The sequence below is a fragment of the Rhodococcus sp. 14-1411-2a genome (assembly GCF_002259485.1).
Classification (GTDB): domain Bacteria; phylum Actinomycetota; class Actinomycetes; order Mycobacteriales; family Mycobacteriaceae; genus Rhodococcoides.
In genome coordinates this window covers 26,462-42,906 of the sequence record NZ_NPGA01000020.1, presented here as the reverse complement: position 1 = coordinate 42,906, position 16,445 = coordinate 26,462, and the positions used below count along the sequence as shown (strand labels likewise).

Genomic DNA, 16,445 nt, shown 5'->3' with positions numbered 1-16,445 from the left:
GAGGAGACCCGGATGACCATGCTCGACGCACCTCGAATCACCCCCGCACAGAGAGCCGTCTGGACCGCCGCGCAGATCGACGCAGGCGAGGGCACGTACTCGCTGGCGTGGCGACTCGAGCTCCCCACGACCACCGACCCCGTGCGTCTTCACAGTGCGGTGTCAGCCACGCTCGCCGGGTTGCCGCATCTCGATCGCGCATTCACGCCGTCCTCGGACGGTGACCTCGACATCGTCGACGCGGTGCCCGGACGCATCGAGACACGTGCGACGTCCGGATCGGACACGCACATCGATTCCCTCGTCACCGAGGCTCGGTCCAGGATCGGGTCGTCGGACACCGGCCCGATGCATCACCACATCGTCGCCGCCGCAGAAGACGGGCGGCTGTGGTGGATCCAGGCTTACCACCACATCGTGATCGACGGCCTTTCGGTCACCGCACTCACAGAACGGGTCGCCGACGTCTACAACGATGTTCGGAGCGACCGATCCACGCGTCCTCGCACCGACACCGCCTCACCGAACGACGACCGCGACTACTGGGATGCGGTGGTCACGAGCCTGCCCGAAGATCAGGGTCTGCTCGAGCACACAGGACTGACGGTGTCGCACATCGCGGTCGAGCTACCGGAGAACTTCGTCGACCGCGTGCTCGCGTTGGCCGATCGCTCGCGCACGTCGCCGCGCCGCACCCTCGTCGGTCTCCTCGGCGCATACGCCGCAACGACGAGACCCGCAGGGCGGCAACCCATCCGCTTGGCAATCGCCGGCCACGCCCCGGCGGAATCTCCGATCGCGATGACCTCGACCGTCGTGCCGTTCGTGCTCGAACACGAGGGCAGGACCGTCGTCGACGTGCTGGCGGACGTCGATTCCACCTTGACGCGGATGCGACCTCATACCGCCGTCGCACCCGATGTGGTGACCGAGCTGCTCCGGCTGCGGCGAGGAGACTCTGCGCTGATCGCTCCGGGAATCAATGTTCTGGTGGCCGAACGTGACTCGATGTTCGGAGGCGAGCGCGCGCGACTGCGTCAGAACTGGCTCGGCCCTGTGACGGACCTCGAGTTCGTGGTCGAGGGCACCATCGACCGTGCGAACCCTCGAAGTTCCTGGCTGGCAATGGAACTACGAGGTGCCGGCGCAGAGACGGAGATCCGAGCCCATGCGCACGCGCTGGCGGTCTTTATCGATGCCGCGACCACCGCACCCGATGCTCCGATCGACTCGTTGCCCCTCGCATCCTCGCAGCAGCTGCAGACGCTCGTCACCGACGTCAACGAGACCGGTCACTGCCTCGCCGAGCAGGACGTCGTGCAGATGTTCGAGGAGTGGGCGGCGCGGACAGGTGACGCGACCGCCGTCGTTGCCGGCCCAACCCGTCTGACCTACGCCGAGTTGAGCCACCGCTCGAGCCAACTCGCGCACTCGTTGGTGGCGGCGGGAGTCGGACCGGAAGCACGTGTGGCCATCGACATGACTCGGTCCGCCGAGATGGTCGTCTCCGTCATGGCCGTTCTCGCGGCAGGAGCAGCGTTCGTCCCGTTCGACCCGCAATGGCCCCAGGCCCGCAGGGCTGCGGTGGTCCGTGACGCGAACATCGGCGTGGCATTGCGCGGCCCAGGAAGCTCGGAGTCGAACGAGGACACGGAGGTGCTGTCGATAGCGGTGGCCCTCGACCGATGGGAGCACGAGAGCCGACCGGTCACCCCGCCGTCGGGAGTGGTCCGTCACGCAGCCGGCCTGGCATACGTCATCTTCACCTCGGGCTCGACGGGTCGGCCGAAAGGTGCCATGATCCGGCACGAGGCCATCGCCAGCCGGATGAAGTGGCAGATCGAGCACATCCTGAAGGTGGGCCCGGGTGATGCCAGCCTCTTCAAAGCTCCACTCGCATTCGATATTTCGATCAACGAGCTACTGCTCCCGCTGTGCTCGGGAGGAACCGTCGTCGTAGCGGGACCGGGAGAGGATCGGGACCCGCAGCGATTGCTGGAGTTGATATCCCGTGAGCGAGTGACCTTCGTGTATCTCGTCGCCTCCATGCTCGACGTGCTCCTCGAGACCAGCGCTGGGACCGACGCGATGGCAGGGGTTCGTCACGTCTGGTGCGGCGGCGAAGTTCTCACTCCGGAGTTGTTCTCGCGGTTCCGGTCTCGCATGACCGGGACCCTGTACCACGGGTACGGGCCGGCCGAGGCGACGATCGGGGTCTCCCACGTGGTGTACGACGGGACCGGATCGGACCGAATCTCCACCTCGATCGGACAACCGAATCCGGGTTGCCGGTTGTATGTGCTCGACGACCGCCTGCGACCACTCCCCGTGGGCATGGGCGGCGAGCTCTACGCGGCGGGTGACCTGCTCGGACGCGGCTACGTCGGCGCGTCGGACATGACTGCCGCGAGATTCGTCGCAGACCCCTTTGCCCGCGAGATCGGCGACCGCGCCTATCGAACGGGTGACCGCGCTCGCTGGACGGAAGGCGGAACACTCGACTTCCTCGGCCGAGCGGACAACCAGGTCAAGATCCGCGGCATGCGGGTCGAACTCGAAGAGATCGAAGCCGCCGCAGCCACTCATCCCCAGGTTCGCGCTGCCGTCGTGCTCGTGCACGCAACGGCAACACCCGTTCTGTGCGGCTATGTGATCCCCACGGACGACGCGAACCCGAACTCGGACAACCTTTCTCGCAGTGTTCTCGCGCATCTGACGACGCTGCTGCCCCAGCACATGATTCCCGCACATCTGATGGTGCTCGAGGCGTTTCCCACGACCGTCAACGGCAAGGTCGACCGCCGCGCCCTGCCGGTCCCGGATGTCGGAGGTGCGCCGGCGGGCCCGCTGACCGACGGTCAACGGCGATTGGCCGAACACATCGCGGCCTTGCTCGGTCGCGAAGCCGGCTCGCAGGCGCTCTTGGATTCCATCGGACCCGACAGCGACTTCTTCGCCCTCGGCGGAGATTCGCTGGCCGCGATGCGTCTGGTGACCCGGGTCAATCGGGATCTGAACCTACGGATATCGGTGCGAGCGGTGTTCGATCACCCGACGGTCGCGACTCTGTCTGACTACATCGACGCAGCGGAACAGCCGCCGTGCGCCGACAGTGAAACGAATATCGACGAGACGGTCAACATCGACACGCGCACCCGGCCGATGAACGCCGGAGAGCGACGAATGTGGTTGGCGGACAGACTCAGCGGACACGGCGGAACCTACACGGTACCGCTGGTGTTCAGGGTCGCCGGTCCCCTCGACCTCTCCGCTCTCGAACAGGCACTCACCGACGCCACCGCACGTCATCGATCTCTGCGGTCGTTGTACGTCGAGAACGACGGAGCACTGACGGTCGAGATCCTCGACCCGAGTGACGAACGTTCGGCCCCTGCCCTGCGACGTCACGCCTTGCAGTCTACGAAGGTGGCGCAGGCGATCGAGCAGTTCCTGCAGGAACGATTCGATCCCTCGGAGTCGATTGCGCTGCGCGCCGGCGTGTTCGTTCACGACGACGAGCAGGACTGCGCGACACTCGTTCTCGCCGTGCATCACATCGCGACGGACGAATGGTCGGAGCCGGCGTTACTGCGCACCCTCTCGCGCGCTTACGCTGCGCGCGGTGCCGGCCGGACACCGCTGGACCTGGGCACAGCACCGCCCCCGACGGCGGTGTTCGAGGAGGATCACGAGTCCGAGATCGCCTCGTGGCGAGCACATCTGACTCCAATACCGCCGGTCCTGGACGTACCGGGCTGGCGCGCTGCCCGCCATACCGGTGCACGGACCGGGCGGACGATCAGACGCGTCGTTGCCGACGACGTCGCAGCGGCTGTGCGGTCCACGGCGCGCGAGTGCGGGGCGAGCATGTACATGGCCACTCAGGTTGCGACGGCGATCGCACTGCGCGCGTGCGGATCGGGTGAGCAGTTCCTCACGGCGTCGCCGATGTCGATCAGGTCCCCGGAAACAGGCCACGACGACGCGAGCGACGAAGTGGGTTTCCACCTGAACACCGTGCTGCTGCGAGCAGATCTACGCGGAAACCCCACGGTACGAGAAGTGTTCGCGCGTACCCGGGACCAGACGCTGCACGCGCTCGCGCATTCCAGGGCGCCGTACGAGGAGGTCGTGGCTGCGGTGCCGGCGCTGCGCGAGCAGCCTCCGGTGCGCGTGATGGTGGTCCACCAACCACACCGGGACGGCGGGGGCACTCTCGCTCTCGGCGATCTGGTCACCGAACGGCTGCCCGTCGACACCGGTACGGCCAAGTACGACGTGAGTGTCACTCTGTACGAGAACGATTCGGCCGTCGGTCTTGCTGTCGAGTACGCAACCGACGTCGTCGACACCGACGCCGCCGACGCACTGCTGCGGCGACTCGAAACGGTGTTGCAGCGTATGCCTGCGTCGCTGGACCTGCAGGTCGACGCGGTGGATCTGCTCGACGCTCAGGACCGCGCCACGCTGTCGCGACTCTCCGGCGCTCGACGAGACATCGAACCCGGCCTGACGCTCGACCGAATCATCACTCGCGCATCCCCGGTGGACGGCGCGGCGCTGATATTCGAAAATCGTCGCCGAGACCTGAAATCCGTTCTCGGCGAGGCGTCCGCCTTGGCACGGTTGATCATCGACTCCGGTCATGGACCCGAGGACGTCGTGGCGGTCGCACTCGATCGGTCACCCGAGCTGATCGTCACGATCCTCGCCGTGACCTTCTCGGGAGCCGCCTACGTGCCACTCGATCCAGCACTGCCCCAAGCACGGCTTCGCTACCTGCTCGAAGACTCCGGTGCCGCCACGATCGTCACCACCGCCGATATCGCGGCACGTTTTTCCGATTCGGATGTGCCCCTGATCGATCTCGCCGACCCAGCGGTGGCCACTCGGCTGGCCGCACTTCCTACACATCCGGTCGTCGACAACGAACGCCGACGCCCGCTACGCGGTGATCATCCGGCGTACGTTCTCTACACCTCGGGTTCGACCGGACGACCGAAGGGCGTCGCGGTGTCCCATTCGGCCATCGTGAACCGTGTCCTCTGGGCCGCAGAACATCACGAGATCACCGATACGGACGTGTTCCTGCAGAAGACCCCCGCGTCGTTCGACGTCTCGGGCTGGGAGATCTTTCTGCCGTTCGTCACTGGAACGTCGGTCGTCGTGGTGGAAGACGGCGGCCACCGAGATCCACGGCGGCTGGCGGACCTCATCACGACGCAAGGAGTGAGCATCGTCCACTTCGTTCCCTCGATGCTCGGCGAATTCCTCACCACTGTGACGTCCGAACCTGCGAACCCTGTCCTCGACGCCAGTGCGCTGCGGCTGATCGTCTGCAGCGGCGAGCCGTTGACCGCGCAGCACGCGCAGTCGGTGGCCACGGTCTTCCCGCGGGCGACCCTGCTGAACCTGTACGGCCCCACCGAAGCGGCAATCGACGTGACCGCCGAGAACGTCTCGGCGCGCGGACCGGTCGCAGGGCTGTCCGTCGCGATCGGCACGCCGGTGTGGAACACCCACTGCCGCATACTCGATCACACGCTCGCCGAGGTGCTGCCCGGTGCCGAGGGAGATCTCTACCTCGGCGGAACGCAACTGGCCCGCGGGTACCACGACAAGGCCGCGCTGACCGCGAGCAGGTTCGTGGCCGACCCCCGGGCCGACGTCCCCGGTGCCCGCCTCTACCACTCCGGCGACCGTGCGCGGCAACGACGTGACGGCAGTATCGAGTATCTCGGCCGCACCGACGGCCAGATCAAGCTGGCCGGCCAACGTATCGAATTGGCCGAGGTGGAGGCCGCGCTTCGCGCCCATCCCGGCGTCCGGTCGAGCGCCGCGGCCCAACAGATCACGGCAGCCGGGCCGCGACTCGTCGGATACGTCGTCGCAGATGCCGGAACGACTCTGCTCGAGAACGATATTCGCCTCACGGCCACCCGTATCCTCCCCGCGTCGTGGGTTCCGGCTCGCATCGCAGTCCTGGACGAGATCCCGCTGACCTCGAGCGGAAAGCTCGACCGCAACGGCCTTCCCCCCATCGAATTCCATGTCTCGGCGTCGAGTGATCGAGTACCGACAACCGACAGCGAGATCGCGATCCGTGCCTCCATCGCCGAAGCCCTGGGACTCGAGGCCCACGACATGGGAATCGACGACGACTTCTTTCGGGTCGGCGGCGACAGCATCAGCGCAATTCGCACGGTCACCCTCGCGCGCAGACGCGGCTGGCGCATCACCGAGATGCAGATCTTCGATCTCCGCACAGTCGCCGCACTCGCCGAGGCCGCGGTACCCGACGGCGCGACGAAAGATGCTCCACACGAATATGTTTCCCGTGCCGATGTCGCTGTGCCACTGCCCGATCTCGCCAGGACCGCGGTGAAATCCGGCCTGGACATCGACGATCGTATCGAGACGGTTCGGGTCGAGATCGACGTCCGCGCCGAGCTGACCGCGGTCGAGCTCGACAGGGAGGTGCGCCGGGCGACAACAGCGCTGATGGAGACGTTCCCGGCACTGCGCACCCGCATCGACCGCTCCCGGCGCAGGTTGTGGAAGGCCTTCGAGGTACATCCCGACTCGGTGAACCTCGAGACCGTCGTGCACATCGCAGGTGAAGAGGACACGGCGAGCGTCGTGAACGGGATCGATGTCGACACCGGCCCGTTGCTCCACATCCACGTCGAAAAACACGAGAGCGACGGGTGGTCCGCCTTGCTGTCCGTGCATCACCTCGCGCTCTCGGACACTCTCACCGCGTCGACAGTGGCGGAACACTTTCTCGGCACCCTCGCATCAGGAGTCCACCGATGACGAACACCCACGCGTCCGCACGTACCGGGCCGGCGTCGAGTGCACAGCAGCGAATGCTGTTCCTCGATCAGATGGAAACGGACCGCCATGCGTACACCATGCCGGTTCACCTCGATCTGACGTCGGATCCGGATCTGGACGTCCTGGCCGACGCTCTGGCCGATGTGACAACACGCCATGCGTCGCTGCGCAGTGTGTACTCGAACGACGACGGCAGGGTGCTGCGCCACCTGAAACCCACTGCCGCAGTGAAGGTAGCGGACCGTCGAGGTGAGCCGTACAGCCCCCGCACATTCGACCTCGGTGCCGAGATCCCCTTCGCCGCAGATCTCTACGACCGGTCTCGATTGGTCCTGACGGTGCACCACATCGCCGCCGACGGCGGTTCGGTGCCGATCCTGTTGGAAGACATCCGGATCGCGTACGACGCGCGTGCGCGAGGCGAGGAACCGATCTGGCCGGAGTCGGCGGTGGACTACGCGCAGTATGCGGAGGACGAAGGCTCCATCGACGTCACGGCAGATCGACCGTTCTGGACGTCCACTCTTGCACCGTACGTCGATCCCGTTGATCTCCCGCTCGATCACTCCCGTAGCGAGGTGCCGTCCACCGCGGGGCGGATGATCGAAACGGCGCTGCCCACGTTCCTCGCCGCCGACATCGAGCAGTTCTGCACGACGAACCGCATCAGCCGACTGGTCTTTCTCCAGATCGTCACAGCTCTCGCACTGCGTGCCCACGGCGGCGGCGACCTGATCCCGATGGGCACGGCCGTCGATACTCGGCCATCCGACGCGCTGACCGATGCGGTGGGGCTCTACGTCAACACCATCGTGCTGCCCACCGACCTCACCGGCGACCCCACCGTGACCGAATTGACCGCGCGGACCAGGAGTTCGACGCTCGACTGTGTCGACCGTCGCGCCACCCCGTTCCACGAGGTCGTCGAGTGGCTCCGGCCCGCGAGGACGCCGGGAGTGCATCCACTGTTCCAGGTGATGATCGCCGAGGTGGACACGCGGCCGAAACCGGTGTCGCTGGGGCCCGTAGACGGAGTCCTCCGCCCACCGGACGACGCGTCGGCAAAGTTCGATCTGATTGTCGCCATCGGTCCACGAGGTGAATCGGGTCGACTCGGACTCGACATCCTCTACCGCCGGGAACTGTTCGAGGACAGAACTATTCGATCGATTCTGGACGACATGACACTGATCGCAGCTCAGGCCGTCGCAGATCCGAACCGGCGGATCTCCGAACTGGCCACCAGTCCGAACGACTCGGCCCCGCAACGGACCCCGATACTCGCTCGGCCGCGCCCCGGCCGGTGGTCACGCACACTCACCCTGTCCGAGCGGCAGATCCGCCGTGCCCAGGCAACGCTCATCGGCCTCCACCTTCGGCACGACATGCTCTCCACCGGACTCGACACCGACGGTGACATGCCGGTGCGTACCTCTCTGACGGCAACGGAGATTCTCGAGCGGTCTCGGATCCACAGTGCAGAAACGGAATTCGGGGCTGTCGCGAACGGGGGTCTTCGAGCCGGTTGGACGGGCGAAGGTGTACTGCGAGTGGAGATGACGCACGCGGCGGTCGACGAGGAGTCGTGGCCGTCCGTTCTCGATGCGTTGACGAGTGATCGATCGGTGGTCGACGTGGCGGTCGGCTCCTCGGCACGATGGACACGCAACGATCAGGAACTGGCAGAGGACCTTTCGATCGTCGACCACGCCGAGACATGGCTCGATGTCGTGGATGCGGCCGTGGACGTGATCGACCGGCGAGAAACAGCGTCGCCCCTCTTCTCCGTCCCGACAGCACCCGCGAGTAGTGGTGCCGAGAGTTCTGCACCACTGACCACGACCGGACTTCCCGGCATCGTCGAGACTAGGACGGCTGTCCTCGAGTCGGTGCGCGAGGTGATGACGGAGGTCGCCGGACACGAGTCGATGGTGGTGTGGGTCGACGAATCCGACCGAGACCGAAACGTCGAACACGGTTCCCGAACAGTGGGTTGCCTGCGCCGCGGGCTACCCGTCGTGATCGACGCGGGCACCCTGTTCGGCGGAGAGGCCGACCCCGAGCACGCCGCATCCTTCGGGGTGGCCGCGCACCTCAGCGAACACACCCCTGGCGTGTTCGACGACCTACCGCCTGCCGATCTGCAGGTCCGCATCCACATTTCGAGTGCCGAAGGGCAGCACCTCGTACAGAGCGCCTCCGCGCCCGAGATCGACGTCAGGTTCCTCCGAACCGAGACCGGATCGTGGTCGTGCGCGTGTTCGGTGTCCGCCCTCGCCGACACCGACGTCGCCCACGTCGCCGCACGCCTGGCGACGGCTGTCGCGACCAGGGTGAACGCAGTGGGTTCCGGAGTCAATCCAGTGGTGGACAGCGCGTTCGCGGACGGCATCGATCGCAGTACCGACATGGCCGGACTCGACCCGCGGGAGCGTCGATCAGTGGAGTCGATTCTCGGCCCACTGCGAGCGATCTACCCGACGACGTCGTTGCAGGACGGGCTTCTCTTCCATCAGCAGCTGGGCGGACAGGGCGAGGGGATCTACCTGTCGCAGACGGTGATGCGACTCTCCGGCTCACTCGACACGGATCTGTTGCGACGTGGCGCGGACGCCGTGCTCGCCGCGCACCCGCAGGTCGGTGCTGGATACGTCCAGCTCGGTGAGCGCACCGTTGCCGCAGTGCCGCGGACGGTTCGGATGCCCTGGGCGACGACGGATCTGCGACATCTCGACGCCGATGCGGCTCAGGTGGAGCTGTCACGCTTCGGAAGGCGCGAGGCTGCACAGGGGTTCGATCCTGTTCAGCCGCCGCTCGTCCGACTGGGCGTGGCGCTGCTCCCCGAGGGCCGGAGTGCACTGGTGTTCACCATCGAACATCTCGTTCTCGACGGGTGGTCCATCTGGAGATTCCTACGGGCCGTTCTCGACGAATACACCCGGCCCGGCCGCACCGAATCGAGTCACCGTGCGTCGTACGACGACTACGTGATGTGGCTGAGAACTCGTGATCGTGATGCGGGCCTACAGATGTGGCGACGCCAGCTCGCAGGCACGCCGGGGCCGACTCTGCTCGCTCCCCGGCGCACCGCGGCGTCGGTCGATCCGGCCGGTTCGGCGGAGACGGTCTTCCATCTCGATCGCTCACTCACCCGAGACGTGAAAGAACTCGCTGCGCAGACCGGCGTCACGACGAGCATCGTGTACGAACTTGCGTGGGCGCTGACTCTGCAGAAGTTCACCGGCCAGGACGATGTGGTGTTCGGCACCGTGGTGTCCGGCCGGCCCGCCGAGATCCCCGGTATCGACGAGCTTCTGGGGTTGCTGTTCAACACGGTCCCGCTACGAGTGCGCATCGATCCCGCTCTCGCCGTTCGTGACCATCTGGCCCGTATTCAGGACGAGCGACGCCCCCTGCTGACCCATCCGTATCTCGCGCTGTCCGACCTGGAGGAGTGCGCCGGACACCGTGGGTTGTTCGATACGCTGTTCGTCTTCCAGAACATCCCGGTCGTTCCGCCCGACGAGCGTCTGGGTCCCGATGGCGCACTTCGGGTGATCGACCAGAAACTCAGTGATGCAACGCATTACGCACTGACGGTGGTGGTCGCGCCGGTGGAGTCCGGTGCCCGGGTGCGAATGATGCATCGACGGGACGCTCTCGACGATGCCCGGGCAGAAGCGATTGTCGACACCTATCGGGCGGCGTTGGCCGCGCTGACTGCGGCACCGGACGAGGCGGCGGCGAGCATCGCTCTGCTCACTCCGCGTGAGCTCGCGTGGACGCGGCAACACTCGGGCGCACTCGAGTCGGCTGTACCCGAGCACACGGTGTGGGATCTGTTCGCTGCACGCGCTGCAGACCGACCGAACGACCTGGCACTGGTGGCCGGGGATGTTCGGTGGAGCTTTGCCGATCTGCATTCACGCGCGCTGAATCTCGGTGCGCTGCTGCGATCGAACGGTGTCGTCGGGGAATCGCGGGTCATGCTCTTCCTCCCCCGCACCGAGCTCATGGTCGAGGCGCTGTTCGGTGTCTTCGCTGCAGGAGCTGCCTACGTTCCGGTCGATACCGAGATGCCCGCCGACCGCATCGAGTACATCGTGCGCGAATCGCGCCCGCACGTCGTTCTGACGACGAGCACGCTGGCAGAACAGCTCCAGAGCATCACGACCGAACAGCCCGCTGTCGTCATCGAACTCGACATCGACGGTGTCGGAAACGGACTGCCGGCACCCGGCGATGTCGCTCGGCGACTCGACCAGCTTGCCTACATCATCTACACGTCGGGATCGACCGGGCGCCCCAAAGGGGTTGCAGTCCCGTACAGCGGGTTGACGAACATGTTCGTCAACCACCGCAGGGAAATTTTCGAGCCCGTCGTCGCTCGGGCCGGGCACAGACAGTTGGCGATCGCGCACACCACGTCGTTCTCGTTCGACGCATCGTGGGAGCAGTTGTTCTGGCTGTTGGAGGGCCACACGGTGCACGTGATCGACGAGCAGACGCGACGCGATCCGGCGATTCTCCTCGACTACTTCGATGCGGAGAGAATCGATGCCTTCGACGTCACACCGACCTACGGTGAACATCTCGTCGACGCCGGTCTGCTGGCCCGCCCGCGGTGCCTGAACACGTCCCTGCAGGACGACGACTCCGCGGGTCTGGTGTTCGTCTCGCTCGGCGGCGAAGCGGTGGGAGACCGTCTGTGGTCCGACCTGCGAGACGCACCAGGAACGGGAGGGTACAACCTCTACGGGCCCACCGAGTACACGATCAACGCGCTCGGTGCCGACGTGCAGGACCGATCGACGCCGACACTGGGTCGGCCCATTCTGAACACCACCGCGCATGTACTCGACACCGCATTGCGGCTGTCGGCACCCGGCGTCATCGGCGAGCTCTACCTGTCGGGTGCGGGCCTCGCGCGTGGATACGACGGACGGCCTGGGTTGACTGCGGAACGTTTCGTGGCAAACCCGTTCACGGACAACGGTTCTCGAATGTATCGAACCGGTGACCTGGTATCACGCGACCCGGACGGGTTGATCTCCTATCACGGCCGCGCCGACAATCAGGTGAAGATCAGGGGCCACCGCGTCGAGACCGGGGAGATACAGGACGCGCTGCAGCGGCTCCCCGGCATCGTGCGCGCCGCGGTGACCGTGTTCGAACGGGCCGGCAGTACGGAACTGGCCGCGTACGTCCTCGTCGACGGCCCGGAAGCGTCGGACATCACCGCGTCATCGGTCAAAGACGGGCTACGGGAACTGATTCCGAGCTACATGGTCCCGGCATCGGTGCAGGTGGTCGACAGCCTGCCGCTGACGGTCAACGGCAAGCTCGACGTCGCGGCGCTGCCTGCACCGTCGGAGAGTGCCGAGCCGGTGGACCGTCCGCGGGGCGATGTCGAATCGCTGATCGCCGATGCGGTCCACGACGTGTTGGGCGTGACCGAGATCGGCAGAGACGACGACTTCTTCGCGTTGGGTGGGCATTCACTGGCCGCTGTCCGGTTGGCGTCTCGTCTGCGCGCGGTGGATCTCGAGCTCGGTGTGCGCGACATCTACGCGCAACCGACAGTCGCGGGTCTGGCACGTGCGGTCATCGACGGTGGCGGAGACGGCATGCTCGCACCGTTGGTGGAGTTGCGTCGAGCCGGCGATCCCGCTGTGTTCTGTCTGCAGCCTGCCGGCGGTCTCAGTTGGTCCTACATCGGAGCCTTGCGGTTCCTCGATCCCTCGATATCGGTGTACGCCATCCAGGACCCGGCGCTGCAGAGCGGCGACGACGCGATCGAGTTGGCGTCGATCGAGGCCTTGGTCGACGACCATGTCGAGCGGATCCGAGCCGTCCGACCACATGGTCCGTATCACCTGCTCGGATGGTCTTTCGGCGGGCAGCTCGCACACGCGATCGCGGCGCGTCTGCACGAGCGGGGCGAAGAAGTGGCGTCGCTGGTATTGCTCGATTCCTACGCAGACGTCGCCGCCGCAGACACGGCCGAACGTGAGGATCTGTCGCAGAACGGCATAGAGGAGGCGCAGAACAATTTTCGGCGCCACATGCAGACGGATCCGCTGCTGTCGAGCTTCGCTTCCGAGGTACAGGACCGGTTGGTGCGCACCCTCGGTCGGCACCTCGCTCTGTCGATTCCACCGACGGTCGGCCGCCACGCGGGCGACGCGTTGCTGATCGGAGCTTCTCGTGGAACGCCCCTGGAAATGCAGCGTCGCCGAGACCGCCAGTGGCAGGACAGAATCACCGGGACCGTGCACGTGCACTCCGTCGATCTCGCGCATGCACAGCTCGGTCAGGCGCACAACTGGTCGGTGTTCGGGCAACGAGTGGCCGACTACATCTGGGCTCGCATCCAATGACGTACCCCCACCTCGGGGTTGCCGAGGTGGGGGCGCTCGGATCGGATTTCGATCCGAAGTGGTGGATCTAGACGGTCGTCTTGTCGATCGCCGCCGTCAGGTCGACGATCTGCGCGGTGTAGCTCGCGTAGTTGTTGGTCGCGTCGGTGGTCCAGTCGGCGATGTTTCCGGCCTCCGCAGCCTTCACCAGGGCCCAGGTCGGACGGTCGGCTTCCAGTTCGGCCAGCGGGGTCGAGTACGAACGAGTGTCCAGCAGAATGAGATTCGGCTGATACTGGCCGACATTCTCCCAACTCACGGGCGTGAAGGATCCCGAGTCGGCGGCGCGGGGAACGTCGGACTCGAGAAGCGTCAGACCCCAGTTCTGGTAGTCACGCAGTTCGGGGAACTCGTCGTTGATCGCGACGTAGTACTGGTCCGACGGGGAGATGGCCATCGCGGTCAGACCCGGCTTGGCAGCAATTGCTTCCTTCAGGTCGGCGACAGCGGAGTCGTAGGCCTCACGGTCGGCCCGGTTCGCGTCGGTATCGACGTCGGCACCGAGTTCGGTGGCCAGTGTCTCGTAGTCCTTCAGGGTCTCGGAGGAGGGCTTCTGCGCGGAGACAGCAAGGAACGGTGCGACCTGCTCGAGTTGGTTGGCGAGGTCGGATGTTTCCAGACCGAGGCCGCCGTAGGCGTCCCCGGCGTACCAGCCGGTGATGAGCACATCGGGATCGAGGGCCGCGACCTGTTCGACGTCGATGTCGCCGTATGCCTGTCCCACGCTTTCGATGCCGTCGAGATCGAGTCCGCGCAGCGGGATCGACGACTCGAAGGAGCTTCCTCCCCAGATGCCGACCGGCTTGATGCCCAGCGGGATCAACGCTGCGGCAGCCTGTTCGCTGGCCACGATGCGTGACGGCACCGCGTCGAGTTCGACGGTTTCGCCGCGGCCGTCCATGTAGCTGAAGCCGGACTCCGAAGTGGTCGTGTTCGACTCCCCCGGCTCGTTGTCCGAAGAGGAACATCCGCTCAACGCGGTGACGCCCACCATCGAGAGCACTGCGAATGTCGCCGCCAGTGTGCGCCGAGATCCCCGCGTTCGAGTCGTTGAAATTCTGAAGGTCCGCATTCTTTCCCCATCATCCAAGTTAGGCAAACGTTGCCTATGTTGGGATAGACTAACCAACACGACGGGGGTTCGGTGTGGTTGGTCCGGTCAGTCGACCACGGTGTCGACCGAGGACGTTCCCGGTGCCGACGGGACCCATGGCTTCAGAGGTTGAACGACATCGCGATAGAAGGCGTCTAGACCATCGGTCACGCTACCGATGAAGCTGGCCGCGGATCCCGAGCGCTTGCTGCCCATCTTGGTCGGTGACGTCAGCGTGAAATACTGCAATTCGCTGGATCGGCCTGCGGTCAACGATTTGGCATCCGCTCGCACGGTCGCCAGGTTCTCGCACGATATTTCGCTTGCGTCTGCGAACACGGCTTCGACCAAGATATCGGCGGGAGCGTTCTTCAGTTGCTTGAGTAGCCACGACGCTCGCCGGAGCGCGGTTCCGTCGGTCGGCGCGTCGACTGCGGTACTGCACTGAATCTTGTTGGTACGCATATCCGCTTCGACAGTGACATCTCCGGCGGCATCCGGAATGCGCAATGTGGCCGAGAGACACCCGGAGACAACGAGCTGCTCGACGATGTACTCGTTGCGCGCCTGGGGATCTCCGCTGAATTTCCTCGGGAGGTGGTGCTTCACCGGAACGCCGAGATCGGCGGTCATCCGCAGGGCCAGGTGCCTGGACAGCGACGCCCACGTGTTCGCGACCGACAACGCTTTGACATCACTCGCGCGGAGGGTTCCGGCGGTGACGGAGTCACGAACTGCCACCCAATGGCGACCCATGTCGACGAACTCCGTCGCGCCGGACTTAGGGTGCGTCAGGTACCGGACGAATTCGCTCAGAATCCATACCTGAAGAGAATCGGCAAGGTCGCCGTGTGACAACAACATGCGAGCCTCGTGAATGACCTCGGACCATGAAATATGCCGCAGCGATACCTTGTTCAGCTTGGTCTTGTTCACCTGGACCGGAAGCTCACCGGCGGAGGCAGGTATGTCGTTGGACAAACTCAGAACGGTCTCGTACCTGTGCCTCTTCGCGACATCGAGGTAATTCTCGAGCTGCTCTTTCTGCAGCTTGCCGGTGCCGGTCTTCACTTCCAGCAACGCGGTCCACACTTGGCCCGCGCGCGATACCCGGAACACACCGTCGGGGATGACTTTGCCCTCGCCCTTGGCGAACTGCACTTCGAGATAGCCCTCGAAGGGACCGGATGGCGCTCCGGCATGTGCGCAGATTGCGCGAGCGAACGGACGAACCGCCTGCATCGTCGCGATCAGTGCCGAGGTGGCCCTCTTCTCCTGCTCCTCACCGGATCCGACACCGGAAACAGAGAACAGGCGAGCCGTCTGCCACGATTCTCCTCCGGCCAGGGTGAACCGAGGCGGCGTGACCTTCTTGGCAATGGGCTTCTTGGTGCGAACGCCACGTTTCGGCAGTTCGACATCGACGACCGAGACGTCGACGATCTCACCGGTCGTGTCCACGGCCTGAACATGCGAGTCAGCGACCTCGACCACGACCACGTCGTTCTCCGAGGTTTCGGGCTCGCTGTCGTCGACGTCGACTCCGAAGTCCTGCGCAAGACCGCCGAGACCGGTTTCCCAGCCCTGTCCGACCGCCCGCAGTTTCCATGCGCCGTTCCGCCGATACACCTCGCCGAACACCAACGCACGTTCCGACGACGCATCGGCGGTGAGGAACTCCCCGAGCACAGAACCGGTTTGATCCCGCACCTGCATCGACAGTTTCCCGAACTCACCCAACGGAACGTCGTCGGAGCTACCCGCGATGACCACCTTGTCGACTTCGGCTGCGAGAGAATCGAGGTGAATCGACACTCGTTCCTGTTTGCCTTCGTCGGTGCTACTGCTCCCGCGGTATCGTACGGTCGCGTCCTCGGACTCCGGCTGGTTGTAGAAGACGAAGTCTGCGTCGGACCGAACGTGCCCGCTCGAATTCACCAGCAGCGCAGACGCATCGAGATCTCGCTCCGGATCGACCCACGACACGATGACATCCAGCTCGGTCACCTCGTCCGGCAGGGAAATGTTCTGGCCCTTGGCGAGGATGGGTGAACTCACGCTGACACGCTCCTGTCGGACAAAACGGACTCCGACTG

At 65.3% G+C, this 16,445-nt stretch carries 4 protein-coding genes; 2 read left to right on the top strand and 2 right to left on the bottom strand.

Annotated features, from left to right (window positions below; all coding sequences use genetic code 11):
• The first annotated feature begins 12 nt into the window (after nt 1–12).
• Nucleotides 13–6,816: a non-ribosomal peptide synthetase gene (locus CH291_RS21325; protein WP_179276628.1), complete on the top strand. Its 6,804-nt coding sequence runs from the start codon at nt 13–15 to the stop codon at nt 6,814–6,816.
• Complete coding sequence (locus tag CH291_RS21320; RefSeq protein WP_094688585.1) at nt 6,813–13,217, top strand: non-ribosomal peptide synthetase; 6,405 nt, start codon at nt 6,813–6,815, stop codon at nt 13,215–13,217. Before CH291_RS21325 ends, CH291_RS21320 begins: the two co-directional genes overlap by 4 nt.
• 67 nt (nt 13,218–13,284) lie before the next feature.
• Here the strand turns inward: CH291_RS21320 and CH291_RS21315 are convergent, their stop codons facing one another.
• Both CH291_RS21315 and CH291_RS21310 read right to left on the bottom strand, forming a co-directional pair.
• Nucleotides 13,285–14,328 (bottom strand): ABC transporter substrate-binding protein, encoded by a 1,044-nt coding sequence (locus CH291_RS21315; RefSeq protein ID WP_094688584.1) that lies wholly within the window; start codon nt 14,326–14,328, stop codon nt 13,285–13,287.
• Between the two features lie 87 nt (nt 14,329–14,415).
• The gene (locus CH291_RS21310) at nt 14,416–16,407 is read right to left on the bottom strand and encodes a TerD family protein (protein WP_094688583.1); all 1,992 of its coding nucleotides are present in this window, start codon (nt 16,405–16,407) and stop codon (nt 14,416–14,418) included.
• Nucleotides 16,408–16,445 lie beyond the last annotated feature (38 nt).

What these genes read in the sequence shown, in the direction of transcription:
- CH291_RS21315 (WP_094688584.1), bottom strand. Translation starts at nt 14,328, where the DNA reads ATGCGGACCTTCAGAATTTCAACGACTCGAACGCGGGGATCTCGGCGC.
- CH291_RS21320 (WP_094688585.1), top strand. Translation starts at nt 6,813, where the DNA reads ATGACGAACACCCACGCGTCCGCACGTACCGGGCCGGCGTCGAGTGCA.
- CH291_RS21325 (WP_179276628.1), top strand. Translation starts at nt 13, where the DNA reads ATGACCATGCTCGACGCACCTCGAATCACCCCCGCACAGAGAGCCGTC.